General features: G+C 64.6%; 27 protein-coding genes. 17 read left to right on the top strand and 10 right to left on the bottom strand.

Annotated elements, in window-relative coordinates:
* Positions 1-34: 34 nt before the first annotated feature.
* Complete coding sequence (gene rcdA / locus RFN30_RS12720) at positions 35-565, bottom strand: protease adaptor protein RcdA (RefSeq protein ID WP_320262417.1); 531 nt, start codon at positions 563-565, stop codon at positions 35-37.
* A gap of 521 nt (positions 566-1,086) precedes the next feature.
* Between rcdA and RFN30_RS12715 the strand changes: the two genes are divergently transcribed.
* On the top strand, positions 1,087-1,638 hold the full coding sequence (locus tag RFN30_RS12715) for a DUF2269 family protein (RefSeq protein WP_320262416.1): 552 nt from the start codon (positions 1,087-1,089) through the stop codon (positions 1,636-1,638).
* 52 nt (positions 1,639-1,690) lie between these two features.
* Here the strand turns inward: RFN30_RS12715 and RFN30_RS12710 are convergent, their stop codons facing one another.
* Positions 1,691-2,461, bottom strand: coding sequence for a sulfite exporter TauE/SafE family protein (locus RFN30_RS12710; protein WP_320262415.1), 771 nt, complete (start codon positions 2,459-2,461; stop codon positions 1,691-1,693).
* 188 nt (positions 2,462-2,649) lie between these two features.
* Between RFN30_RS12710 and RFN30_RS12705 the strand changes: the two genes are divergently transcribed.
* Positions 2,650-3,108, top strand: coding sequence for a GNAT family N-acetyltransferase (locus tag RFN30_RS12705; RefSeq protein ID WP_320262414.1), 459 nt, complete (start codon positions 2,650-2,652; stop codon positions 3,106-3,108).
* Between the two features lie 147 nt (positions 3,109-3,255).
* On the opposite strand, the gene RFN30_RS12700 is transcribed toward RFN30_RS12705, so the two are convergent.
* Entirely contained in the window at positions 3,256-3,690 is a 435-nt protein-coding gene (locus RFN30_RS12700; RefSeq protein WP_320262413.1) for an SRPBCC family protein, read from the bottom strand.
* Between the two features lie 162 nt (positions 3,691-3,852).
* On the opposite strand from RFN30_RS12700, the gene RFN30_RS12695 reads away from it, so the two are divergent.
* Positions 3,853-4,950 carry an adenylate/guanylate cyclase domain-containing protein gene (locus tag RFN30_RS12695; RefSeq protein ID WP_320262412.1) on the top strand — a complete coding sequence of 366 codons (1,098 nt, stop codon included), beginning with the start codon at positions 3,853-3,855 and terminating at the stop codon, positions 4,948-4,950.
* A gap of 97 nt (positions 4,951-5,047) precedes the next feature.
* Here the strand turns inward: RFN30_RS12695 and RFN30_RS12690 are convergent, their stop codons facing one another.
* Positions 5,048-5,488: an Lrp/AsnC family transcriptional regulator gene (locus tag RFN30_RS12690; protein WP_320262411.1), complete on the bottom strand. Its 441-nt coding sequence runs from the start codon at positions 5,486-5,488 to the stop codon at positions 5,048-5,050.
* A 134-nt stretch (positions 5,489-5,622) separates the two neighbouring features.
* Here RFN30_RS12690 and RFN30_RS12685 point away from each other — a divergent pair, with 134 nt between their 5' ends.
* From RFN30_RS12685 to RFN30_RS12640, 10 genes are all read left to right on the top strand, one after another.
* Complete coding sequence (locus tag RFN30_RS12685; RefSeq protein WP_320262410.1) at positions 5,623-6,522, top strand: DMT family transporter; 900 nt, start codon at positions 5,623-5,625, stop codon at positions 6,520-6,522.
* Between the two features lie 258 nt (positions 6,523-6,780).
* Complete coding sequence (locus RFN30_RS12680) at positions 6,781-7,428, top strand: thiamine phosphate synthase (protein ID WP_320262409.1); 648 nt, start codon at positions 6,781-6,783, stop codon at positions 7,426-7,428.
* A gap of 1 nt (position 7,429) precedes the next feature.
* Positions 7,430-8,560 carry a tetratricopeptide repeat protein gene (locus RFN30_RS12675; protein WP_320262408.1) on the top strand — a complete coding sequence of 377 codons (1,131 nt, stop codon included), beginning with the start codon at positions 7,430-7,432 and terminating at the stop codon, positions 8,558-8,560.
* 133 nt (positions 8,561-8,693) lie between these two features.
* A complete protein-coding gene (gene efp / locus RFN30_RS12670; protein ID WP_067001754.1) occupies positions 8,694-9,260 on the top strand; it encodes an elongation factor P in 567 nt (188 codons plus the stop codon).
* 25 nt (positions 9,261-9,285) lie between these two features.
* Positions 9,286-10,086 carry an inositol monophosphatase family protein gene (locus RFN30_RS12665; RefSeq protein WP_320262407.1) on the top strand — a complete coding sequence of 267 codons (801 nt, stop codon included), beginning with the start codon at positions 9,286-9,288 and terminating at the stop codon, positions 10,084-10,086.
* A gap of 200 nt (positions 10,087-10,286) precedes the next feature.
* Positions 10,287-10,979, top strand: coding sequence for a PAQR family membrane homeostasis protein TrhA (trhA, locus tag RFN30_RS12660; protein WP_320262406.1), 693 nt, complete (start codon positions 10,287-10,289; stop codon positions 10,977-10,979).
* Between the two features lie 162 nt (positions 10,980-11,141).
* Positions 11,142-12,161, top strand: coding sequence for a MotA/TolQ/ExbB proton channel family protein (locus tag RFN30_RS12655; protein ID WP_320262405.1), 1,020 nt, complete (start codon positions 11,142-11,144; stop codon positions 12,159-12,161).
* 1 nt (position 12,162) lies between these two features.
* Positions 12,163-13,191 carry a peptidoglycan -binding protein gene (locus RFN30_RS12650; protein WP_320262404.1) on the top strand — a complete coding sequence of 343 codons (1,029 nt, stop codon included), beginning with the start codon at positions 12,163-12,165 and terminating at the stop codon, positions 13,189-13,191.
* A 258-nt stretch (positions 13,192-13,449) separates the two neighbouring features.
* Positions 13,450-13,860: a hypothetical protein gene (locus tag RFN30_RS12645; protein ID WP_320262403.1), complete on the top strand. Its 411-nt coding sequence runs from the start codon at positions 13,450-13,452 to the stop codon at positions 13,858-13,860.
* Between the two features lie 420 nt (positions 13,861-14,280).
* On the top strand, positions 14,281-14,706 hold the full coding sequence (locus RFN30_RS12640; protein WP_320262402.1) for a hypothetical protein: 426 nt from the start codon (positions 14,281-14,283) through the stop codon (positions 14,704-14,706).
* Between the two features lie 68 nt (positions 14,707-14,774).
* Here RFN30_RS12640 and RFN30_RS12635 read toward each other — a convergent pair whose 3' ends face one another.
* A complete protein-coding gene (locus tag RFN30_RS12635) occupies positions 14,775-15,128 on the bottom strand; it encodes a DUF1304 domain-containing protein (RefSeq protein ID WP_320262401.1) in 354 nt (117 codons plus the stop codon).
* A gap of 147 nt (positions 15,129-15,275) precedes the next feature.
* On the opposite strand from RFN30_RS12635, the gene RFN30_RS12630 reads away from it, so the two are divergent.
* Positions 15,276-16,763 carry a carboxypeptidase M32 gene (locus tag RFN30_RS12630; RefSeq protein ID WP_320262400.1) on the top strand — a complete coding sequence of 496 codons (1,488 nt, stop codon included), beginning with the start codon at positions 15,276-15,278 and terminating at the stop codon, positions 16,761-16,763.
* Between the two features lie 24 nt (positions 16,764-16,787).
* On the opposite strand, the gene RFN30_RS12625 is transcribed toward RFN30_RS12630, so the two are convergent.
* Positions 16,788-18,590 carry an ABC transporter transmembrane domain-containing protein gene (locus RFN30_RS12625; protein WP_320262399.1) on the bottom strand — a complete coding sequence of 601 codons (1,803 nt, stop codon included), beginning with the start codon at positions 18,588-18,590 and terminating at the stop codon, positions 16,788-16,790.
* 206 nt (positions 18,591-18,796) lie between these two features.
* Between RFN30_RS12625 and rpmE the strand changes: the two genes are divergently transcribed.
* Positions 18,797-19,018, top strand: a complete 222-nt coding sequence (rpmE, locus tag RFN30_RS12620; protein ID WP_040974396.1) for a 50S ribosomal protein L31 — start codon at positions 18,797-18,799, stop codon at positions 19,016-19,018.
* A gap of 323 nt (positions 19,019-19,341) precedes the next feature.
* Here rpmE and RFN30_RS12615 read toward each other — a convergent pair whose 3' ends face one another.
* Positions 19,342-19,983: a TetR/AcrR family transcriptional regulator gene (locus RFN30_RS12615; protein ID WP_320262398.1), complete on the bottom strand. Its 642-nt coding sequence runs from the start codon at positions 19,981-19,983 to the stop codon at positions 19,342-19,344.
* A gap of 134 nt (positions 19,984-20,117) precedes the next feature.
* Between RFN30_RS12615 and RFN30_RS12610 the strand changes: the two genes are divergently transcribed.
* The gene (locus tag RFN30_RS12610; protein ID WP_320262397.1) at positions 20,118-20,594 is read left to right on the top strand and encodes an anthrone oxygenase family protein; all 477 of its coding nucleotides are present in this window, start codon (positions 20,118-20,120) and stop codon (positions 20,592-20,594) included.
* Positions 20,595-20,626: 32 nt separating this feature from the next.
* On the opposite strand, the gene RFN30_RS12605 is transcribed toward RFN30_RS12610, so the two are convergent.
* The 3 genes from RFN30_RS12605 to RFN30_RS12595 all read right to left on the bottom strand — a co-directional run bounded on the left by RFN30_RS12605 (position 20,627) and on the right by RFN30_RS12595 (position 22,244).
* Positions 20,627-20,938, bottom strand: coding sequence for an Rdx family protein (locus RFN30_RS12605; RefSeq protein WP_320262396.1), 312 nt, complete (start codon positions 20,936-20,938; stop codon positions 20,627-20,629).
* A gap of 18 nt (positions 20,939-20,956) precedes the next feature.
* Positions 20,957-21,706 (bottom strand): YebC/PmpR family DNA-binding transcriptional regulator, encoded by a 750-nt coding sequence (locus RFN30_RS12600; RefSeq protein ID WP_320262395.1) that lies wholly within the window; start codon positions 21,704-21,706, stop codon positions 20,957-20,959.
* Between the two features lie 214 nt (positions 21,707-21,920).
* Positions 21,921-22,244 carry an ArsR/SmtB family transcription factor gene (locus RFN30_RS12595; protein WP_320262394.1) on the bottom strand — a complete coding sequence of 108 codons (324 nt, stop codon included), beginning with the start codon at positions 22,242-22,244 and terminating at the stop codon, positions 21,921-21,923.
* 51 nt (positions 22,245-22,295) lie between these two features.
* Here RFN30_RS12595 and RFN30_RS12590 point away from each other — a divergent pair, with 51 nt between their 5' ends.
* Positions 22,296-22,778 carry an SRPBCC domain-containing protein gene (locus RFN30_RS12590; protein WP_320262393.1) on the top strand — a complete coding sequence of 161 codons (483 nt, stop codon included), beginning with the start codon at positions 22,296-22,298 and terminating at the stop codon, positions 22,776-22,778.
* Positions 22,779-22,793: the final 15 nt, after the last annotated feature.

Below are 22,793 nucleotides of genomic sequence, written 5' to 3'. Positions count from 1 at the left end.
GCGGCCTACGCGCCCTCAAAATTCAAGCTGCCTGTCAGCCGCGGGCGAAGGCCGTGTTAAGCAAGCTGATCTGGTCGGAGACAGGGTTGGCGCGGCGGGCGGCGGCCGGCGGTTCGTTGATCGCGCCGCCGTAAATCTCTTCGTCCATGCGCTTTACCAGCGCCTGCAGACGCAGCGACCGGCTCACCAGGTCCAGGAATTCCTTCGGCAGCTCGTTCCAGCCCAGCGCCTCGTCATGCGCCGAAGCGGTGTCGAGCCGCACCTTGGACTTCTCAGAAGCGACCTGGTCACGGGTCATCTCGCCGGAATTCGCCGCCCGCTGCAGCAGCAGCCAGGACGCGACCTGCATCAGCCGGGTGGTCAGCCGCATCGATTCGGCCGCATAGAGCGTCGCCGCGGTGCGCGACAGCTTCTTGGCTTCGAGCCTGCCCTTGCCGTCGAGATATTCGGCAGCCTGTTCGACCAGGCCCATGCCTTCCTGGTAGAGCGGCTTGAAGGATTGGGAGAAAACCCGGCGTTCCGCGAGCTTTATGGTTTTCGCGCTGCCTTTCGAAGGCTCGGTCATCGATACGCCCCTGCACTGCCGCAAGCCGATTCGGCATCCTTGCCGATACGTCCTGCACCCTTAAACGACTGAGGCTTGAAAATGCGCTTCGATGCCCATGAAGGCAAGCGCATGTTTAACAAACGGTTAACGCCACGCGGCGCTCGCGCGGCGCCGGCGGACAAAAAAAGAGCCGCGGATAAGGCGGCTCTCAGGAGTTTAACAGGGAGGCGTCAAACAAAGTGGCTCCAACCACTCGGTAAGAATCCAGACAAACTGGATGGCCGTAGTAAACGCCTGTAAAGCTTAATGAAGCCTTAACGCCGGACGAAATTTTCAACCGAACGGACTTCCCTGTGCCGAAACGGGACGGCCACCTCCCCCGCTGGTGACTAGGTCTCCGACACTTATTGCGGCGCCGAAACACAGGCGCCGCCGCCGCGACATCGTTCCGAAACACACCCCGAGCAAAACGCCCGCTCCTCGCAACGGCTGGCACAACCGACGCCGCCACAATCAAGAAAGACACCCAGGAGCACACCATGGACTGGTACACGATCGTCAAATTCCTCCACGTCGTCTCGGCCATCCTGTGGGTCGGCGGCGGCTTCGTCCTCTTTCTGCTCGGCGTGCTTGCCGATCGCGCCGGCAACATCGAGGACAAGCTGCAGGCGATGCGCGCCAGCGGTGAACTGGGCGGAAGGTTCTTCGCGCCGATGTCGATGCTCACGCTGATCTTCGGCCTCGTCATGTGCGGCTTCTGGGTCGGCTTCTCCGAGCTATGGGTCATCATCGGTCTCGCCGGCTACGCCACCACCTTTTCGATCGGCATGCTCGTCTTCAAGCCGACTGGCGAGCGCATCGGCGCCATGATCGCCAAGGACGGCGTTACGCCCGCTGTTCTTGCTATCGGCCAGCGCATGATGCGCTGGGCGCGCCTCGACTATGCGGTGATGCTGGCGATCATCGCCGACATGGTGCTGAAGCCCACCCTGAACGACATCGCCGTCCTCGCCGGCATGGCGCTGGTGATCGCGGCCGGTGCAGCACTCGCCTTCGGTGGCAGCCGCCAGATGGTGCCGAGCGCTGCCTGATGACACCCTGGGGCGGCTGCCGAGCCGCCCCATCTGTTACATGAGTCCGGTATTACATCAGCCCGGCGACACCGTCCCAAAGCAGCTTGACGGCCACCACCGCCACCGTGGCATAGGTGAACGGATAAAAGACTTCCGGCCGCATGCGGCGCACCAGCCAGGCGCCGGCGATGGTGGAGAGCGGCGCCAGCGGCATCAGCGCAAAGGAGGCGATGAGGTTGGTGCTGTCGAACTGGCCGAGCGCGAAATAGGGAATGAGCTTCAGCGCGTTGGTGGCGGCGAAGAAGATCGCCGCGGTCCCCGACAGCACCTTCGGATCGAGCCGGATCGGCAGCGCGTAGACCTGGAAGGGCGGGCCGCCGACATGGGCGACGAAGCTGGTGAAGCCGGCGACCGTGCCCCAGAAGGCCGCCGCGATGCGGTTCGGTTCCGCCGCATGGTCGGCGCCGTGGCGGAACTGGAGATAGATCCAGCGCAGGACGAAAACCAGCGCGACCGCGCCGACGATCAGCCGCACCATTTCCTCCGTCACCAGGGCCGCCGTAAGCCAGCCAAAGCCGATGCCGATGACGGCGCCCGGCATCATGTCGACCAGCATCCTGCGGTCATAGACGCCCCACCACGTCCACACCGAGACGACGTCCATCAGGCAAAGGATCGGCAGCAGGATGGCCGCCGCCTGCACCGGCGGCATGGCCAGCGCCATCAGCGGCACGCCGACGAAGCCCACGGCGCCGCCGAAGCCGCCCTTCGACAGGCCGACGAGGATGACCGCCGGAATGGCGGCGGCATAGAACCAGGGATCGCTGAGCAGGCCTGACATGGGGAAACGGGGGATGGCGGCTGGAGGATGGAGGGAGACCCGCAATAGACCACAAAGCGGAAGACCGCGATAGCCGAAGCGTTCCGTCATCTGGCCGGCGCGACCAACTGTCCGTAACTCGACCTTCCCGGTTTGCGGCAAGCGGCGGGCCATGCATAAGGTCGCCGGCCAACCACGAGGTTTTGACGATGAGCGAAGTCCTGATCCGTCGCGCGGAAAAAGCCGATCTCCCGGCGATCGTCGCGATGCTCGCCGATGACGCGCTTGGCCGCGCTCGCGAGAATGCAAGCATACCTTTGGCGCAATCCTATCAGGACGCCTTCGCCGCGATCGACGGCAACCAGAACCAGTTCCTGGCGGTGATGACGGATGGCGCCGAGGTCATCGGCACCTTGCAGATCAGCTTTCTTCCGGGGCTGTCGTTGCAGGGCGCCTGGCGCGGCCAGATCGAGGCGGTGCGCGTCGCGGCGAACCGGCGCGGCGAAAGGCTCGGACAGCGCCTGCTGGAATGGGCGATCGGGAAATGCCGCGAGCACGGCTGCAGGATCGTGCAGCTGACGACCAACAAGAGCCGGCTCGACGCGCACCGCTTCTATGAGCGACTCGGCTTCAAGGCGAGCCACATCGGCTACAAGCTGGAACTCTAGATGTGAACGTTTCAGCGTTTCACGGAAACGCCGAACCTCTCTATCTCTTTGTTTTCACGCAATTCCGGACGGAAAACCATTCCACACTTTTCCTGGAATTGCTCTAGCGGTCGGTATCGTTGGCTGTCGGCAATCGCGGCCGCAGCCCTACATCTTGTCCGGTCCCGGGTCGCCACCGGCGACGGTGATTGCGAGCCGGCTCAGATAGTGCGTCCAACCCTTCTCATGGCTGTCGCAAATCTCTCGGTCGGCAAGGCCGCTATGGGTGAGCTTGACCCGCGTTCCGCCGGCCTCTTCGATCAGATCGATTTCAACAAGGCTCGAACCGGGCGGTGTCCGGTCGTTGCCTTCCCAGCCGAAGCTGTAGGCAAGGCGGTGGACGGGTACGACCTCGGTGAATTGGCCGCGTGCCGTGGCTCTTCCTGCCAAATTCAACAAGTAAAGACCACCGGGGTTGGGCTCTGCCGTCGCCTCCGTTCCCATCCAGCGCACGATCTTGTCGGGATCGGTCAGGAAGGCGAAGACGGTCGCCGGCGGGGCTGCGATCTGCACCTCACGACGAACGATCAAGGGTTCAGCCATCGAAATCTCCCGAGTGTGCGTGCGGCAACATGGCTCGCCCGACGGGCGGCGCCGGACCAGCGCTTTTCGATTCGAAGCTAAATCGCCCTTCCGTTCAACAAAAATCTCCTTGGGTTCATTCGCGCTGGTGACAGCAACGGAACGCCGAAGCATGATCGTGCGATGCGGCTTTCTTCAACTCTCGCCTGGCTGGTCGACAGCGCCGGCGGCGCCGTCCAACCGGATGATTTTCTGGCTACGCTCGGCGCGCGGCTGGTTGACGACGGGCTGCCGCTCGCCGGTGGAGCCCTGACGCTCGCCGCGCCGCATCCGATCATAACGCGCCGCGCCTGGCTGTGGCGGGCCGAGACAGGCGTCGTCATGGAGGCGCTGGGTTTTGGCGCCGGCACGATGCCTGGAGCCGAGGAGGACGATCTCGGACGCGAATGGCTGGCGGGACTGGGAACCGGTGTTGTTTACGATTACACGGTTGAGCCCGAGCGTGCGGATGCGCAATCCGCGAATCCAAAACTGAATTGGGTTGCGGCCCGTCCTCTCGCGGAGCACGAAACGGACACACTGGACCAGGTGGCGCGCTTCGCCGCCGCGCCGCTTGCCGCTCTCGCCGCTAGGTCGGCGCTGTCGGCCCTGCTTCAGGCCTATCTCGGGCAGCGAAGCGCGGCGCAGGTGTTGGCCGGCCGTTCCCGGCGCGAGATTGGTGAGACGATCCGCGCCGTCCTGCTCTACAGCGATTTGCGCGACTTTACCGCCCTGTCGGAGGAGACGGACGCCGGACAGGTCGTGGCGGCGCTCAACGCCAGCTTCGACCGTATCGCCGGCGCCGTTCACGCTTTTGGCGGCGAGGTGCTGAAATTCATCGGTGACGGGGTGCTGGCGATCTTTCCTGTCGGTGAGCGCTCGGCTTCAGAGGCTTGCGAAGCAGCGTTGCGCGCGATCGGAGCGGCGCGGGTGGGAATGGCGCAGCTCAATCAGGTCCGCACCAGACAGGGCATGCCCGAGCTGCAGTTCGGCATGGCGCTGCATCTGGGCGACATGGTGTGGGGCAATGTCGGCACGGCCGACCGGCTGGATTTCACCGCGATCGGCCCGGCCGTGAATCTCGTCAGCAGGCTCGAAGGCCTGTGTCGGCCGCTTGGACGGAGTGTGCTGATCTCGGGGGCTGTCGCGGCGGAAATATCAACGCCCTTGGTCGCGCTGGGCGAACATCAGTTGCGCGGAATCGCCAGATCGTGCGCCGTCTTCGGCCTACCGGACGGGTGAGCGGTTCACCGTTTCACGGAAACGCCGAACTGCTCTATCTTTTTGTTTTTGCGCAATTCCGGACGGAAAACCGCTCGACGCTTTTCCTGGAATAACTCTAGATGCCCAGCGGCGGTGGGCGGCGGCGGATCGGCTGCGCCTTGATGATCGCCGTGCTCGTCTCCGCCGTGTCGGCGATCCGGTCGAGCAGCCGGTCCAGCTCGCCGATCGAGCGCACGAACAGACGGGCGACGAAGCAGTCGTCACCCGTCACCTTGTCGCATTCGCCGAATTCGGGCGTCTCCTCGATCAGCTTCTGCACGATGTGCAGCTTGCCGGGCAAGGGCCGGATGCGCACGATTGCCTGCAGCGGATAGCCGAGCGCTTCCGGGTCGATCTCGACGGTAAAGGCGCGGATGACGCCGCGCTCCTCCAGCCGCCGAAGCCGCTCCGAGACGCTTGGCGAAGACAGCCCGACCTCTCGGGCCAGATCTTTCAGCGAGGTCCTGGAATCCCTGACCAGGATTTCGAGAAGCCGTTTGTCGAGGTCGCCCAGCACGTTTCACTTTCCTTCACAAATGATCGCTTTTGCCTCAACAAATTAGGCAGAACTTCTATATCTCCTTTTCTATCTCATAGAAAGCCGCCCCAGAGGTTGAGATGATGAACTCGCAATGGCTTTGGAGAGTTCTCATGGACAATACACTGCGCGGCACGATCGAAATGACCGCGGCAATGGCGATCCTCGGCACGATCGGCTGGTTCGTCGTGCTTTCTGGCCAACCTGCCATCGATGTGGTGTTCTGGCGCTGCGCCTTTGGCGCCGTGACGTTGCTCGTCATCTGCGCCGCCATGGGACTGCTGCGCAGCAGACTGTCGCCGCGCGTCATGGCGATCGCCGCTCTCGGCGGCGCCGCCATCGTCATCAACTGGCTGCTGCTGTTCAGCGCCTTTCCCCGCGCCTCGATCTCCATTGCCACCGCCGTCTACAATACGCAGCCCTTCATGCTGGTCGGCTTCGGCGCGCTTTTCTTTTCCGAGCGGCTGACATTGGCCAAGTTTGCCTGGCTCGCCACCGCCTTCGCCGGCATGCTGTTGATCGTCGAGGCCTCGCCCGACGCCGGCGCTGCCGGCACCGATTATTCCACCGGCATCGCGATGGCGCTGGGCGCGGCCTTCTTCTGGGCCGTCGCCGCAGTCGTCACCAAGAAGCTTAAGGGCACCCCGCCGCATCTGATCGCCCTGATCCAGGTCTGCGTCGGCGTCGTCATGCTGGTGCCCTTCGCCAATCTTTCCCATCTTCCCGCCGACAGCTGGAGCTGGGTCATGCTGGCCACGCTCGGCATCGTCCATACCGGTCTGATGTACATATTGATGTACGGCGCCATCCAGAAGCTGCCGACATACCTGCAAGGCTCGCTGTCCTTCATCTATCCGGTGGTCGCGATCCTGGTCGATGTCGGCGCTTTCGGCCATCGGCTGCATCCCGCCCAGGTCATCGGCGCCGCCGCCATCCTGGTCGCCGCCGCCGGCATGAACCTTGGTTGGACGCTCTGGAGGCCCAAGGCCCCGGCCCCGCAAGCCGTCAAATAGAGCCATTCCAGGAAAAGTGTGAAACGGTTAGGCTCGGCGATTTCGCCGTAGCCCTCCGTCCGAAATTGCTTCAAAACAAAGAGATAGAGCGGTTCGGCGTTTCCGTGAAACGATGAACCGCTCCAGACCAAGGGCCCCCGGCGGCGGGCCGGTGCCCAACGATCCCGCTTCGCCCGCCTGTTCAAACCGGGCGCTTTGCTCTATGCCGCAATGCAACCATCTTCGCCCGGCATAGGCGAAAACCGGGATCGAAGACCAATGAATGAAGCAACGCCGCCCAACCGCTGCCGTATCGTTCTGATCGCGCCGCCGCTCGCGACGGCCGAGCACATCTGCGCGGCGTTCGACGGCGGCGACATCGCCTCGCTGATCCTGCCTGACAACGGCATCGACGATGCCGCCTTCCAGGCTTTCGCCGAGGAGATCGTGCCGGTCGCTCAAGCCGCCGGCATCGCCGTCATCATCGCCGGCGACAGCCGCATCGCCGGCCGCGTCCACGCCGACGGCATCCATGTCGAGGCAAGCCGGCAGGAACTGGCCGAGACGATCGAGCGCTTGTCCGACAAGATGATGGTCGGCACCGGCGGCGCCAGGACCCGCGACGACGCGCTGGACCTCGGCGAGGAGCGGCCCGACTATATGTTCTTCGGCCGCTTCGGCTACGACAACAAGCCGGAGCCGCATCCGCGCAACCTCTCGCTCGGCGAATGGTGGGCGCAGATGATCCAGATCCCCTGCATCGTGATGGCCGGGTCCGAGCTCGCCTCGGTGGAGGCGGTGGCGGCCACCGGAGCCGAATTCGTGGCGCTCTCCAGCGCCGTCTTCGCCGACGGGCTCGATCCGCGCGCGGCGGTCGCCGCCGCCAACGCGCTGCTCGACGAAACCGCGCCGCACTTCGAGGACTGACGTGCGCTGGTCCCGCCTTCCGTTCGCGGCGTTGGCCGCTGCCCTGACCGTCCAGGCGGCCGCGGCTGCAGGCGCCCAGACCGTGCCTGTGCCGCAGCCCAGACCGGACACCAGTACACCGCAGACGAGCGCTCCCGATACAAGCGCTCCCGACACAAGCGCCCCAAGTGCTGGCGCCCCAAGCACTGGCGCCCCGAATGCAGGCGCGGCCGCTGCCGACAAGCCGATCGAAACACCGTTGCCGCAGCCGGCGACGCTTCAACCGCCATCGGCCGATACCGTCAATCCCGATCGCTTCGGCGCCAAGCCGCCGGACGCCGCCTACGGCGCCTTCCAGCGCGGGCTCTACAGGACCGCCTACAACCTTGCCATGGTCCGGGCCAAGAACGGCGACCCCGCCGCCCAGACGCTGGTCGCCGAGATCCTGTCGCGCGGGCTGGGCGTGCCGCTCAACGCGGCCGAGGCCGCGAAATGGTATGGGCTCGCCGCCGAGCAGGGCGTGCCGGAGGCGCAGTTCCAGTATGCGCTGATGCTGCTCGACGGCCGTTATGCGAAGAAGGACGACAAGGAAGCCTATGCGCTGATGCAGGCCGCCGCCGAGGCGGGCAACCGCCTTGCCCAGTTCAACTTCGCGCAATTGCTCGTCCAGCAGGATCCGGGCGATGCCGGCATCGCCAAGGCCGCCGTGTATTATGAGCGCGCCGCAGCGACCGGCCTTGCCGACGCCGAATACGCGATGGCGCAAATCTTCGCCAATGGCGCCGGCGGCAAGCCGCGCGACGACGCCAAGGCACGCCTCCTGCTGGCGCAGGCCGCCCGACAGAACTACGACACAGCGCAACTCGATCTCGCAGCCTGGATGATCGAGGGGCGCGGCGGCGAACGCGACCTGAAATCCGGCTTTGCCTGGATGAGGCGCGCGGCCGAAGGCGGCAATGTCGCCGCTCAGAACCGCCTCGCCAAGCTCTATATGGGCGGCATCGGCACCGACCCGGACCTGATCCTGGCCGGAGCCTGGTACATCGTTGCCCGCCGCGCCGGGCTGATCGACCCGCAGATGGACGACTTCCTGCAAGGCCTCGACGACGACCAGACCAAGCAGGCGCTGCAGAAGGCGAACCGGCTGCCCTGAAAAGACGCTTCATTGCAACGGTCGGCTCCATGAGCGTCCGCGACGCCCTCCCTTGCCACTCAATGCGATTTGTGGTCTTGGAGACGCCAAAGCGTGCTCCGCGCGAAAAAATCTCATTCCGGATCAGTTGAAAATGGCCAAGATCAGTGGCAGCGAAATCCGTCCCGGCTATGTCATCGAGCACGATGGCGGCCTGTGGGTGGCGGTCAAGACCAACACCGTGAAGCCCGGCAAGGGCGGCGCCTACAACCAGGTCGAGCTGAAGAACCTGATCAACGGCACCAAGCTCAACGAGCGCTTCCGCTCGGCCGAGACCGTCGAGCAGATCCGGCTGGAGATGAAGGATTTCTCCTTCCTCTACGAACAGGGCGACGCGCTGGTGTTCATGGACACCGAAAGCTACGAGCAGCTCGAGCTGAATAAGGATTTCGTCGGTGAACGCGCCGCTTTCCTGCAGGACGGCATGATGGTGACGGTCCAGCTCTATGAGGAGAGACCGATCGGCATCTCGCTGCCGGACCAGGTGACGCTGACCATCACAGAGGCCGACCCGGTGGTGAAGGGCCAGACGGCGGCCTCCTCCTACAAGCCTGCGGTGCTGGAAAACGGCGTTCGTGTTCTCGTGCCGCCCTTTATCTCCGCCGGTGAGCGCATCATCGTAGATACCAACGAAATCACTTACGTGCGCCGCGCAGAGTAAAACGGCCGATATAGGAAGATAAAAAATGGCGCGTTCCGCTCTCCTCAATGTCATGGTCCAGGCCGCGATGAAGGCCGGCCGGTCCCTGTCGCGCGATTTCGGCGAGGTGCAGAACCTGCAGGTCTCGATGAAGGGACCGGGCGACTATGTCAGCCAGGCCGACCGCAAGGCGGAAGAGATCGTCTTTGCCGAATTGTCCAAGGCAAGGCCGGGCTATGCCTTCCTGATGGAAGAGCGCGGCGCCGTCGAAGGCGAGGACGACCAGCATCGCTGGATCGTCGACCCGCTCGACGGCACCACCAACTTCCTCCACGGCATCCCGCTTTTCTCGGTGTCGATCGCGCTGGAGCGCCAGGGCCAGATCGTCGCCGGCGTCATCTACAATCCCGCCATGGACGAGCTCTATACCGCCGAGCGCGGCGGCGGCGCCTTCATGAACGATCGCCGGCTGCGGGTTGCCGGGCGCGCCAAGCTTACTGATGCCGTGATCGGCTGCGGCGTGCCGCATCTCGGGCGCGGCCAGCACGGCAATTTCCTGATCGAACTGCGCAACGTCATGGCTGAGGTCTCCGGCGTCCGCCGTCTCGGTTCCGCCTCGCTCGACCTCGCTTATGTCGCGGCCGGCCGCATGGACGGGTTTTGGGAAACCGGGCTTTCGGCCTGGGACATCGCCGCCGGTACTCTGCTCATCCGCGAGGCGGGCGGCTTCGTTTCGGACATGGATGGCGGACAGGACATGCTCGAGCGCGGCTCCGTCGTCGCCGGCAACGAAGTCATCCAGCGCGCGCTCTTGAAGACGGTGAAGAAGCCGCTGGCATCGCGCTGACTGGTTGGTATCGCTGACAACGCGCTGAAGCGCCAACGCATGATCCCCGAACCGAAGGTTCGGAAAGGATCATGCGCAAATCAAAGTGCTACTGCGTCCTTTGCGCGTCGAAAGGACGCGCGGCGCTGTAGTCGCAAAACCGCAATCGAAGCTTGAAATACTGATCCGCGATCGCCCAGATTAGGGGCGTAGGATCACTCATGAACGACGCGCGGCTACAGACCCAGATCGAAATCCCCTTCGTGGGCCGCTGGCATTACTCGCGCGCCGAGATGATCGCCGACGGCATTGTCCATGCCGTGGGCATCGTGCTGGCGATCGCCGCCGGCTCAGCCTTCCTGGCTTTGGCCGCCTTCCATTCCGGTCCCGGCGAATATGTCGCCGCCGTCTTCTACGTGGTGTCCCTGCTCACCGTGCTGTCGGTGTCGCTGGCCTATAATCTGTGGCCGATATCGTGGCCGGCGAAATGGATATTGCGCCGCTTCGACCATGCCGCGATCTATCTCCTGATCGCCGCCACCTACACGCCATTCCTCGCCCAACTCAAAGCCTCGGCGCTGGCCCTGCCGATGATCATTGTCGTGTGGGCCGCGGCGGCAATGGGCATCGCGATCAAGATGTTCCTGCCCGGCCGCTACGACCGGCTGGCGATCGTCTTCTATCTCGCCATCGGCTGGAGCGGCGTCGTGCTCGCCGGGCCTCTGGTAGAGACGCTGCCGCCAGCCTCCGTCGTGCTGCTGGTCGCCGGCGGCATCGTCTATTCCTTGGGCGTCATCTTCTTCGCCTGGAAAGGCCTGCGCTTCCACAATGCCGTCTGGCACGGCTTCGTCGTTACCGGCGCCGGGCTGCACCTGGCCGCCATGGTCGACTGCCTGGTCATCAGCAGGTTCTGAGACCAAGAGCAATTCCAGGAAAAGTGTGAAGCGGTTTTCCGTCCGGAATTGCGCCAAAACAAGGAGGCGGCGGCGATATTGCCAAGCGCCATTCATTTTGGTCACAATTCCGTTTAGAGTCGCGGCAATTCTGCGGCGGGTGGCATCGGAAACGGGGCACGGATGGCTTTTCTCAGATCCTTCGGCAGGCGCTCGGATGTCCTGGTCTACGATCCGCACAAACTATCGAGCCCGCAGGTCTTCCTGCTCACCATGGTGATCTTCCTGGTCATCGTCGCCTTCATCGCCGCCATCCTCACCCGCCAGATCTCGAGAGCCTTCTCCGCCAATCCCGGCCTCAACGGGCTGATCATCGGCGTGCTCGCCGTCGGCATCCTGCTCGCCTTCGTCCAGGTTGGGCGGCTGTTCCGGGAAGTGCGCTGGGTCAATTCCTTCCGTGCCGGCTCCGAGACCACCGAGCCGGTGCTTTTGGCGCCGATGAAGGCGATGATCGGCCGCTCGTCGGCGGTCGCCTTCTCGACCAGTTCGATGCGCACAATGCTCGATTCCATCGCCACCCGCCTCGACGAAAGCCGCGACACCTCGCGCTATCTCGTCGGGCTCTTGGTGTTCCTCGGCCTGCTCGGCACCTTCTGGGGCCTGCTCGGCACCATCGCCTCGATCCGCGAGACCATCGAAGCGCTGGACCCCGGCAGCGGCGATGCGGCGGCCGTGCTCGATGCGCTGAAGCAAGGCCTGTCGGCGCCGCTCGCCGGCATGGGCACGGCCTTCTCGTCCTCGCTGTTCGGCCTCTCCGGTTCGCTCGTGCTCGGCTTCCTCGACCTGCAGGCCGGCCGCGCCCAGACCCGCTTCTACACCGAGCTCGAGAACTGGCTGTCCTCGGTCACAGATCTCTCGTCCGACATCGTGGTCTCCGACCAGGTCCGCGCCGAGCCGTCGGAGGAAATCCGCCTGCTGTCGGAACGGCTGCGCAGCCTGCAGGAGAATGGCGGCGGCTCCAACCCGCGCGTCGCCACCGCCATGGCCAACCTCGCGGACGGCATCTCCGGGCTGGTCAAGAACATGCGCTCCGAGCAGCAGATCATGCGCGACTGGGTCGAGGCGCAGTCCGACGAGCAGAAGGCCATGCGCAACACGCTGGAGAAGATCGCCGACGCGCTGAAGAAGACTGGAGTGCACTGACGTGGCGCTGGCAAGGCGGCGCGCCGATCGCCGGATCGATTACTGGCCGGGCTTCGTCGACGCGCTGTCGACGCTCCTGCTCGCCATCATGTTCCTGCTGACGGTGTTCGTGCTGGCGCAGTTCCTGCTCAGCCGCGAAATCTCCGGCAAGGACACGGTGCTCAACCGCCTCAACTCGCAGATCAACGAACTGACACAGTTGCTCGCGCTGGAGCGCTCGAACAGCCAGGACAAGGAAGACACGCTCGCCAACCTGCAGGCCTCGCTGTCGGCGGCGGAAGCGGAAAAGAGCCGTCTTCAGCAATTACTGGAGCAAGGCGCCGGCGCCGGCGACGCGGCCAACAAGCGCGCCACGGCCCTTTCCGGCGAGCTAGACAACCAGCGCCAGATCAGCCAGCAGGCGCTGAGCCAGGTCGAGATCCTCAACCAGCAGATCGCGGCACTTCGCAAGCAGATCGCGGCGCTCGAGGATGCGCTCAACGTCTCCGAGCAGCGCGACCGCGAGTCCAACACCAAGATCGCCGATCTCGGTCGCCGCCTGAACGTGGCACTCGCGCAGCGCGTCCAGGAGCTAAACCGCTACCGCTCCGATTTCTTCGGCCGGCTGCGCGAGATCCTCGCCGACCGCGAGAACATCCGCATCGTCGGCGACCGCTTCGTCTTCCAGTCGGAGGTACTGTTTCCCACCGGCTCCGACGTGATCAACGATGCCGGCAAGGTCGAGATGAAGAAGCTCGCCGACGCCATCATCGAGCTGCAGAAGGAAATCCCGCCCGAGATCAGCTGGGTGCTGCGCGTCGACGGCCACACCGACAACAAGCCGCTGTCCGGCACCGGCCGCTATCGCGACAACTGGGAACTCTCGACGGCGCGCGCGACCTCGGTGGTGAAGTTCCTGATCGAGAACGGCGTTCCGGCCAACCGGCTGGTCGCCGCCGGCTTCGGCGAGTTCCAGCCGCTCGATCCGGCCGATACGGACGATGCGCGCAGCAAGAACCGCCGTATCGAGCTGAAGCTCACCGAACGCTGAGCGCTAGCCCGAAATCCGTCTGCGCCGGACGCCGCGCTTGAACGCGGCGTTTTAGGGCGGGGATCGGGCGTGACAAGGTCGCAAAAGATTACCGTTTTTTAATTCCACTTTGCCGGGTGCCGCTCCTAGGTTTTCTCTATAGGGCCGAGGACCGCCGGCGGTGCCTCCCACATCGCGACGCGACGGAACCGGACGGCCCAGGCCGGAAGGCAGGTCGCTCCCGGCGCCGCCTTCCCCAGCAAACAAGGAGACGCAACCATGCGCTCTTTCAAGCTACCCAGGACTTTCAACTTATCCAGGACTGCAGCACTCGCAGCACTTGTCGTCGCCGTTCCGTTTGCCGGCGCCTATGCCGCATCGGCCGGCTTCTATGCCCTCCGTACGGCCGGTCTCATCGACCAGGCGCAAAGCGTGGATCAAGGCATCGCGGCAGCCAGGCAGACGGACAAGATCAAGCCGGACGAAGCACGCAGACTTCATATGCAGGCCGCCCACATCAGCCGGGTCGCGCAAAGGGAAGCTGCCGCGGGGCATGGCACGATACCGGCGCAACGATACCGGCAGTTGGTGGCACAGCTCGATGACGTGAGCCAGAGCCTGCGCAATGCCACGGGCAGCAGCCCGCTCATCGGCGACGGCGCCGACGGCGGTTACTATCCGAACGGCTGAACCTATCCATTGCAACAAGTTTTGCCGCGACGCACTCGTGCGTCTTTGGCGCGCGGGGGGCATCAGCGGACGGCTGGCCTCGACGCGTTTCGACCGCTCGATCCGTCCGCTACGGACGAGGTGCGCGCAAAGAACCACTCGAATTGAGCGGAAGCTCACCGAGCGTTGATCCGGTATCACGCCAACTCACGCGAATTTGTTCGTCGGCTCAACTCTAGGGCGCAGGAACTCGCCGACAAGGCCTGAAAACATTATCTTTTTTTAATTACCCACGGCGATTTGGCGCTCCTAGCTTGCCGCGCAGGGCCGGGGACCGCCGGCGATGCCTCCCATCGCGACGCGACGGAACCGGACGGCCCCGCAAGGTCGGAAGGCGGAGCGGAATGGCCGCTCCCTTCCCCAGCAGGAGGATGCGCCGTCATGCGCGCTTCACCATCTCTCAAGACTGCAACCCTCGCCGCAGTTCTGACCGCCGCTCCGCTCGCCGGCGCCTACGCCGCCGGGCATCACAAGGGTACCCTCGACGCGGCCGATCCGACGGACATGACCGGCCCGCGCGTGACCAGCCTCATCGAGCAGATCCAGGGTGTGGACCAAGGCATCAAGGATGCGCGGGAAGCCAACACCATCTCGGCCGCCGAGGCGCAGCAATTGCATATGCGCGCCGCCCACATCGGCCAGGCCGCGGAAAAGGTCGCCGCCTCGGATCATGGCAGGATCCCCGCCACGCAATATCACGACCTGCTGCGCCGCCTCGATAATGTCGACCAGAAGCTGATGGTCGACACCGGCAGCGGCTTCCTGATGGGCGACGGCGCCGACGGCGGCCACTATCCGAACGGTTGAAGTCTTCGGAGGAAACGGAAGGACCGCCCGACGCCCGAGGGACCTGGCTCCGAGGGCGTCCTTTTTGATCACACGCCGAGCCAAAGCGCGACGATGGCGAACACCGCCGGCACGGCCTGGATGAACAGAATCTTCCGGCCGACGGTCGCCGCGCCGTAAAGGCCGGCGATGGCGACACAGAGCAGGAAGAAGATCTTGAGCTGGAATCCGCCTGCGCCGAGGTAGAGGCCCCAGATCAGACCCGCAGCAAGAAAGCCGTTGTAGAGGCCCTGGTTGGCGGCGAGCACCTTGGATGCGCTCGCGAATTCGGGCGTCAGCTTGAATGCCTTGTGCCCGCGCGGCGTGTCCCAGAGCACCATCTCCAGATAGACGATGTAGCAGTGGATGAGCGCCACCAGCCCGGTCAGGATATTGCCGATCATTGTCCCCTCCGCTCGTTCGCATCAACATTGATCACGCGGCGCTGTTGCAAGGCAAGATGGGCTGACCCGCAACCGGCGGATCGGGGTTGCCAAGCTCGATGCCTTGGTATCTTTTCGCGCCAGCCCATTTGCAGCCGGAAACCATCCATGTCCTTCCAAAAACTCGACCAACTCGGCCACAGGCTCGAAGCGCTGGAGCATGCGCTGGCCATCCTCGGCGCCGATGAGGCGACCCACATGGCGGTCGGCGGCGGCGAGAAGCGCGCCGAGGCGACGTCCGCCCTTGCCGGCATGCTGCACGCCCAGGCGACCGCGCCGGAGATCGGCGACTGGATCGCCGCCGCCGAAGCCGAACCGCTGAACGACGAGCAGCAGGCGGCGGTCAGGGAACTGCGCCGGCAATACACCAACCTCACCTGCCTGCCGGTCGAGTTCGTCGAGCGCCAGACGACTGCGCGCATGCGCTCCGAGCAGCTCTGGCGCGACCTGCGCGTCAGGAACGATTGGGCGGGTTTCCTGCCGGCGCTGGAAGGCGTGGTGGCGCTGGTGCGCGAGGAGGCGACGCTTCGCGCCGACGCGCTCGACCTCGCTCCCTATGACGCGCTGATGGAGCAGTACGATCCCGGCAACCGCGCCGCCGACATCACGCCGGTGTTTGCCGAGCTGAAGGCCTTCCTCAAGGATTTCCTGCCACATGCGCTCGCCGTGCAGGACGCGCGGCTGGCGAAGCATCCGCGGAAGCCGCTCTCCGGCAGCTACGCCGTCGAGAAGCAGCGCGAGCTTGGCCTCGCCATGATGGCGGCGGTCGGCTTCGACCTCACCCACGGCTCGCTGTCGGTGTCGCACCATCCCTTCTGCGGCGGCGTGCCGAGCGATGTGCGCATCACCACCCGCTACAAGACCTCCGACTTCCTGTCGGCGCTGATGGGCGTGCTGCACGAGACCGGCCACGCGCTCTACGAGCAGAACCTGCCGAAAGCCTGGTCGCACTGGCCGCTCGGCAAGGCGCGCGGCATGGCCGTGCACGAGAGCCAGAGCCTGTTCGTCGAAAAGCAGATCGGCCGCAACCCGGCCTTCTGGCGCTGGGCGCTGCCGGTGGTCGAAAAACATCTCGGCGAAGCCTGGTCGCTCGACGACATCCTGCCGCACGTCCACCATGTCGGCCGCGGCCTGATCCGCGTCGATGCGGACGAAGTCACCTATCCGCTGCACGTCATCCTGCGCTACGAGCTCGAGCAGGAACTCGTGTCCGGCCGGCTGGAAGCCGCCGAACTGCCCGAGGCATGGGACGCCAAGATGCGCGACTATCTCGACCTGTCGACCATCGATAACCCGGCCGACGGGCCGATGCAGGACGTGCACTGGCCGGGCGCCGCCTTCGGCTATTTCCCGTCCTACACGCTGGGCGCGATGATGGCGGCGCAGCAATGGGCCGCCCTGACCAGGGAACACCCGTCCGCGGACAAGGACCTCGCCAAAGGCGACTTCAGCGCGATAAACGAGTGGCGACGCGACAAGATCTGGTCGCAGGGCTCGCGCTGGTCGACGCCCGAACTGCTTGAGCGCGCCACCGGCGAGAAGCTCAACGCCGTGTACTTCACCGATCATTTGCGCAGGCGCTACGGCGACGCATAGCGCCTGCCGACGCGCTGGAGCGCTCTACTCCGCCGCGCCTCGGAAGGCGCTGGCTCCCGTCTCGAACTGCAGCTTGGCCAGCCGTGCATAGGTGCCGCCCTTGGCGACCAGGCTCTGATGCGTGCCCTCTTCGACGATGCGACCGCCTTCCATCACGAGGATCCGGTCGGCCTTGAGCACCGTCGCCAGCCGGTGGGCAATCACGATGGTGGTGCGGCCGCGCATCAGGTGTTCCAGTGCCGTCTGCACCAGCGTCTCGCTTTCGGCGTCGAGCGCCGAGGTCGCCTCGTCGAGAAGCAGGATCGGTGCGTCGCGCAGGATGGCGCGGGCGATTGCGATGCGCTGGCGCTGGCCGCCTGACAAAGTCACGCCGCGCTCGCCGACCTGGCTGTCATAGCCCTTTTCGAGCCTGCCGATGAACTCGTCAGCAAGCGCCGCCTTTGCCGCCGCCTCGATCTCGGCGTCGCTGGCGCCCGGCCGGCCGAAGCCGATATTGTCGCGCGCGCTTGCCGCGAAGATGGTGACGTCCTGCGGCACGATGGCGATGCGCTCGCGCACGGCGGCCGGATCGGCCTCGCGCACGTCGACGCCATCGATGACGATGCGCCCGCTTTCCGGATCGTAGAAGCGCAGGATTAGCGAGAAGACGGTGCTTTTTCCCGCGCCGGAAGGCCCGACGATCGCAACAGTCTCGCCCGGCTTTACCTGGAAGGAGAGCTCGTGCACGGCGGCCCGGTCCGGCCGCGCCGGATAGGAGAATGAGACGTCGTCGAAGCTGATGGCGCCCTTGGCCTTGGCTGCCAGCGGCTGCGGATCGACGGGCGACTGGATGGCGGGCTTCTCGGCCAGGATCTCGGTCAACCGTTCGGCGGCGCCCGCGGCCTGCGACAGCTCGCTCCACACTTCCGACAGCGCGCCGAGCGCGCCGGCGGCGAACACCGAATAGAGCAGGAACTGGCCGAGCGTCCCGGCCGACATCGTGCCGGCAAGCACGTCGCGCGAGCCGAACCAGAGCACCGCCACCACCGAGGAAAAGATCATGAAGATGGCGAAGAAGGTAAGGAAGGAGCGGGCAAAGACCGACATGCGCGCCGCCTCGAAGGCGGCCTCCACGGCTGCCGAGAAGCGCCCCGTGACCAGCTTCTCGTTGGTGAAGGCCTGCAGCGTGCGCACCGCGCCGATCTGCTCGCTGGCATAGGCGGTGGCCTCGGCCAGCGTGTCCTGCGCTAGCCGCGACTTGCGCCGCACCGAGCGGCCGAAGGCGACCAGCGGCAGCACGATCAGCGGAATGGCGGCGATGACCAGGCCGGAAAGTTTCGGGCTGGTGAAGACCATCATCGCCACGGCGCCGAGGCCGAGGATGAGATTGCGTAGCGCGACCGAGGCAGTGGCCCCGACGGCGGACTTCACCTGCGTCGTGTCGGCGGCGAGCCGCGACACGATCTCGCCCGACTGCGCGCGATCGAAAAAGGCCGGTGAAAGTGTCGTGACATGGGAAAAGACGTCGCGGCGGATGTCGGCGACGACCCGCTCACCGAGCGTGATGACGAAATAGTAGCGGCTGGCGGACGCCGCCGCGAGCAGTGCCGCCATCAGAACCAGTGCCGCGAAATACTCCGCGATGAAGGTGGAGCCCGCAGCCTGGAAGCCGTGATCGATCATGCGCCGCACGGCCATCGGCAGGGCAAGCGTCGTGGCCGCCGCGACGATCAGCGAGATGATGGCGCCGACCGCCAGTTTGCGATACCGCGTGATGTAGGGAAAAAGGCTTCTGAGCGGCCGGATCGAGCGCCTGCGCTCGTCTCCACTGACACCGATATCCGCCATGAGCGTTTCCTCTGGCCGCTTGCCGGTCATGCGCTTCAATATGCGCTTGCCGCGGCCTTGTGATTCAATTCCGGCTGATGTATAGGCTCGCCGACCGTTTTAGAAGCCGTGGCTTTTCATTAGCTGCGGCTTCGAGTTTTAAAAAGGGGCGCATCGACGCAGGCCTTAGGCCCGTCACCGGCGCCGGCAAGCCAGGAAATAAGACAATGAAGGCCGATATCCATCCCGACTACCACACCATCAAGGTCGTCATGACCGATGGCACCGAATACCTGACCCGCTCGACCTGGGGCAAGGAAGGCGACACGATGAACCTCGACATCGACCCGACCACGCACCCGGCCTGGACCGGCGGCCAGCAGACCCTGCTCGACCGCGGCGGCCGCCTGTCGAAGTTCAAGAAGCGTTTTGAGGGTTTCGGCCTCTAAGCCTTACCAGCATTGTCGCAGATCAAAAACCCGCCTTCGAGGCGGGTTTTTTTGTTGGCCAGTGCTCCCTTCTCCCCGTTCACGGGGAGAAGGTGCCCGAAGGGCGGATGAGGGGCAGCGCCAACTTCGGCAGGTGGCTATCGCCACGCGTCAAGTGTCGGAGAAATCCGGTGACAGTGCAATTTTTCGATGACGCCAATGTCATAGGCCAGCGCCGCCCCTCACCTGCCTGCCGGCATCCTCTCCCCGTATAGTGACGGGGAGAGGGGCGCTCTCGCCGACGGTTTCGCCAATTGTCAACGTAATGCCAAGGCCCGATCTCCCTAGTCAGCCAACAGTTCCCTCAGCGCCATGCGCTTGTAGGCGGTGACCAGCCTGTCGCCCTCCTCCCGATCGACCGAAATCGCCAGCCGCACTGCGGCCTCGCCCATCTGCCAGACGAGAAACGCCGTCGTCTCCAGCGCGATAGGATCGGCACCGGGCCTCAGCCGCTTCAGCACCGCGACGAGGAAATCGGCGTTGGCGCGGCTGTCGGCGAGTTCGAGCTCGCGTAGCGCCTTGTCGGCCTGCGTGCCCGACCAGATGTCGCGCATCACCGGCTCGGCCAGGAACAGCCGGTAGTAGATGTCGACCAGCTCCGAAAACGCCTGCTTCAAACCTTCGGCGTCGCCGACATCCTTCAGCGCCGCCGCAATGCAGGCCTGGCTTTCGGCCGTGTAGCGCTCGGCCAGCGCCCAGACGATCGCCCGCTTGTCCGGGAAGAACTGATAGAGCGAGCCGATCGACACGCCCGCCCGTTCCGCCACTTCGCCCATGCGCATGGCGTCGCTGCCTTGCTCGGCAATCAGCGCCGAGGCGGCGGCAAGCATGCGCTCCACCCGCTCGCGGCTGCGCTGCTGCGTCGGCGCCCGCCGCGGTGAAGCGACGGCCGCCTGCTCGGTCTTCGCCGCGACTTTGTCACCCATGGCTCTCTCCGGGGCGATTCTTCGAAACTGGCTTGACTCGAAAAATACGAGGGTTTATCACGTTTTGCAAACATGAGCATTTCTCATATTTCAAACATACGAGCCATCCTCGCTGCAAATCTGGAGCAACCGACATGATGAAACTCCTTCCCACCCTCACCTTCATTGCCGCGATCGGCTCCGGCGTTGTCGGCGGCGTTTTCTTCGCCTTTTCCAATTTTGTCATGGCGGCGCTTGCCCGGCTGCCCGTCCCAAACGGCATCGAGGCGATGAATTCGATCAACATCACGGTGATCACCCCGACCTTCATGACGGCGCTTTTCGGCACCGGGCTCATCTGCCTGGCCCTGATTGCCGGCGCCATTATGGGCTGGAGCCAGCCGGGTTCGTACTGGCTGCTTACCGGCGCGGTGATCTATCTGATCGGCAACCCGATCGTGACCATGGTCTTCAACGTGCCGCTCAACGATGCGCTCGCCGCCGTCGACCCGGCCAGCAGCAACGGCGCCGCCGTGTGGGCGAACCATCTGAGCCAATGGGTGATGTGGAACCATGTCCGCACCGTCAGCGCCATCGTCGCGATGGCTTGCTTCATCTTCGCAATGCTTTGAACGGCGCCCCTTAAATGCAGAAGACCCCTGCCTCAGGCGGGGTCTGTCTTCTTGTGCGTTTTGCGGTCGGCATGGCCAAGATCGCGATCCGGATCGATGACGTCGCGCACCAGCTGCTTGAGCTTCGCCGCATCCGGAAAGCCGCCGTCGTGCTTGCGGTCCCAGACAAGCACGTCGTTGCAGGAAATGGTGAAGATGCCGCCCGTGCCCGGCACCAGCGTCACCTCGCCCAAATCGGTGCCGAAGGTCGAGAGCAGCTCCTGCGCCATCCAGCCGGCGCGCAACAGCCACTGGCATCGCGTGCAATAGGTGATGCGGATGCTGGGCAGCGGCTTCTCGCTCATGCCGGATCGCGCGGCCGATCAGGCCGCGCTGAGCTTGGCCATCGTCTCGTCGTCGACCTCGAAATTGGCGTAGACGCTCTGCACGTCGTCGTCGTCCTCGAGGGTGGCGACCAGCTTCATCAGCGACTGCGCCCGTTCTTCGTCGACCGGGACATTGTTCTGCGGTCGCCAGATCGGCTTGACCGATTCCGCCTCGCCGAGCGCGGCTTCCAGCGACTTCGACACCTCGCCGAGATTTTCGAAGCTGCAGTAGATGGTGTGGCCTTCCTCGTCGGACTCCACGTCGTCGGCGCCGGCCTCGATCGCGGCTTCCATCACCTTGTCGGCGCTGCCGGCAGCGGCTGGATAGTAGATCTCGCCGATGCGGTCCCACATGAAGGACACCGAGCCCGTTTCGCCGAGCGCTCCGCCGGCCTTGGTGAAGGCGGCGCGCACATTCGACGCCGAGCGGTTGCGGTTGTCGGTCAGCACCTCGACGATCAGCGCCACGCCGCCCGGGCCGTAGCCCTCGTAGCGCACCGCCTCGTAGTTTTCGGCGTCGCCAGCGGATGCCTTGTTGATGGCGCGCTGAATGTTGTCCTTCGGCATCGACACGGCCTTGGCGTTCTGCACCGCAAGGCGCAGCCGCGGGTTCATCGCCGGGTCCGGCGTGCCGGTCTTGGCGGCGACAGTGATTTCGCGCGCCAGCTTGGAAAACATTTTCGACCGCACCGCGTCCTGGCGGCCCTTGCGGTGCATGATGTTCTTAAATTGCGAATGGCCAGCCATGGCACCCCTGTCGTGTTCGGCTAGAGCATTTTTCGGCCGGGCGCGATCACCCGGCATCGGCAAATGCTCGAATTCAAATTTTCAGAACGTCTGAGCTATGCCTGCAAAGGCACGCGGCGCTCTCTGACGGAATGGCCGGCTTATAGATAAATCGGCTCAATTCGTCCAGCCGCGCCGTGGAGCCGGTGCCGAAGCCAACCTCGTGAGGACTTTGTCATCCCTCCAGATCCGACTTGAGCCGGTCGAGGATGCTGATGGCATGGCCGGCATACTGGCTGATCCAGCGGTCGTGGATCTGCTTGATCGGCAGCGCGTTGAGATGGTTCCAGCGTTCGCGCCCCTCGCGCTTTGCGACGACCAGATCGGCCTCTTCGAGCACCTTCAGATGCATCATGACCGTGCAGCGATCCATGTCCGGGAAAGCCTCGCAGAGCGCGCCGGTGGTCTGCGGCTGATCCTTCAGCCGGTCCAGCAGCTCGCGCCGGCGCGGATGCGCCAAGGCCTTGAAAACATGGTCGTCCGTGGTTTGGCTTGACATGTTATATATCTATAACATATTGTTTCACGCGGCAAGGAAGGAGCTGTGGATATGTCTCTTGGATTCAGGATTTCCGGACGCATCGGCAAACCGGTCGCCGAAGTCTTCGACGCGGTGGTCAATCCGACGAAGCTCAGCGGCTATTTCACCACCATCGGCGGCGCCTCCGCCCCGTTGGTCGAGGGCACCGCCGTGACCTGGTGGAAGACCGTACCGGTCGAGGTCGACGAGGTGACCAAGGACAAGCGCATCGTGCTGCGCTGGGACGCGACCGACGCCGAGGGCAAGCCGGCCTACAAGACCCGCATCGAGATGAATTTCGAGCCGCTGGACGACGGCGGCACCTTCGTCACCATCGCCGAGGCTGGCTGGCACGAAGGCGATGCCGGCCTGAAGAAGTCCTACCTCAATTGCGAGGGCTGGTCGCAGATGCTCGCCTGCATGAAGGCCTATCTCGAATACGGCATCAACCTGCGCGACGGCTATTATCGCGCCGAGATGAAGGGCGAGCCCGCCAACGAGACCAACATCTGACCCCAATCTCTGAGC

Source organism: Mesorhizobium dulcispinae (assembly GCF_033977345.1).
Lineage (GTDB): Bacteria > Pseudomonadota > Alphaproteobacteria > Rhizobiales > Rhizobiaceae > Mesorhizobium > Mesorhizobium dulcispinae.
The sequence above is the reverse complement of the archived record's forward strand: the minus strand, read 5'-3'. Positions and strand labels throughout refer to the sequence as shown.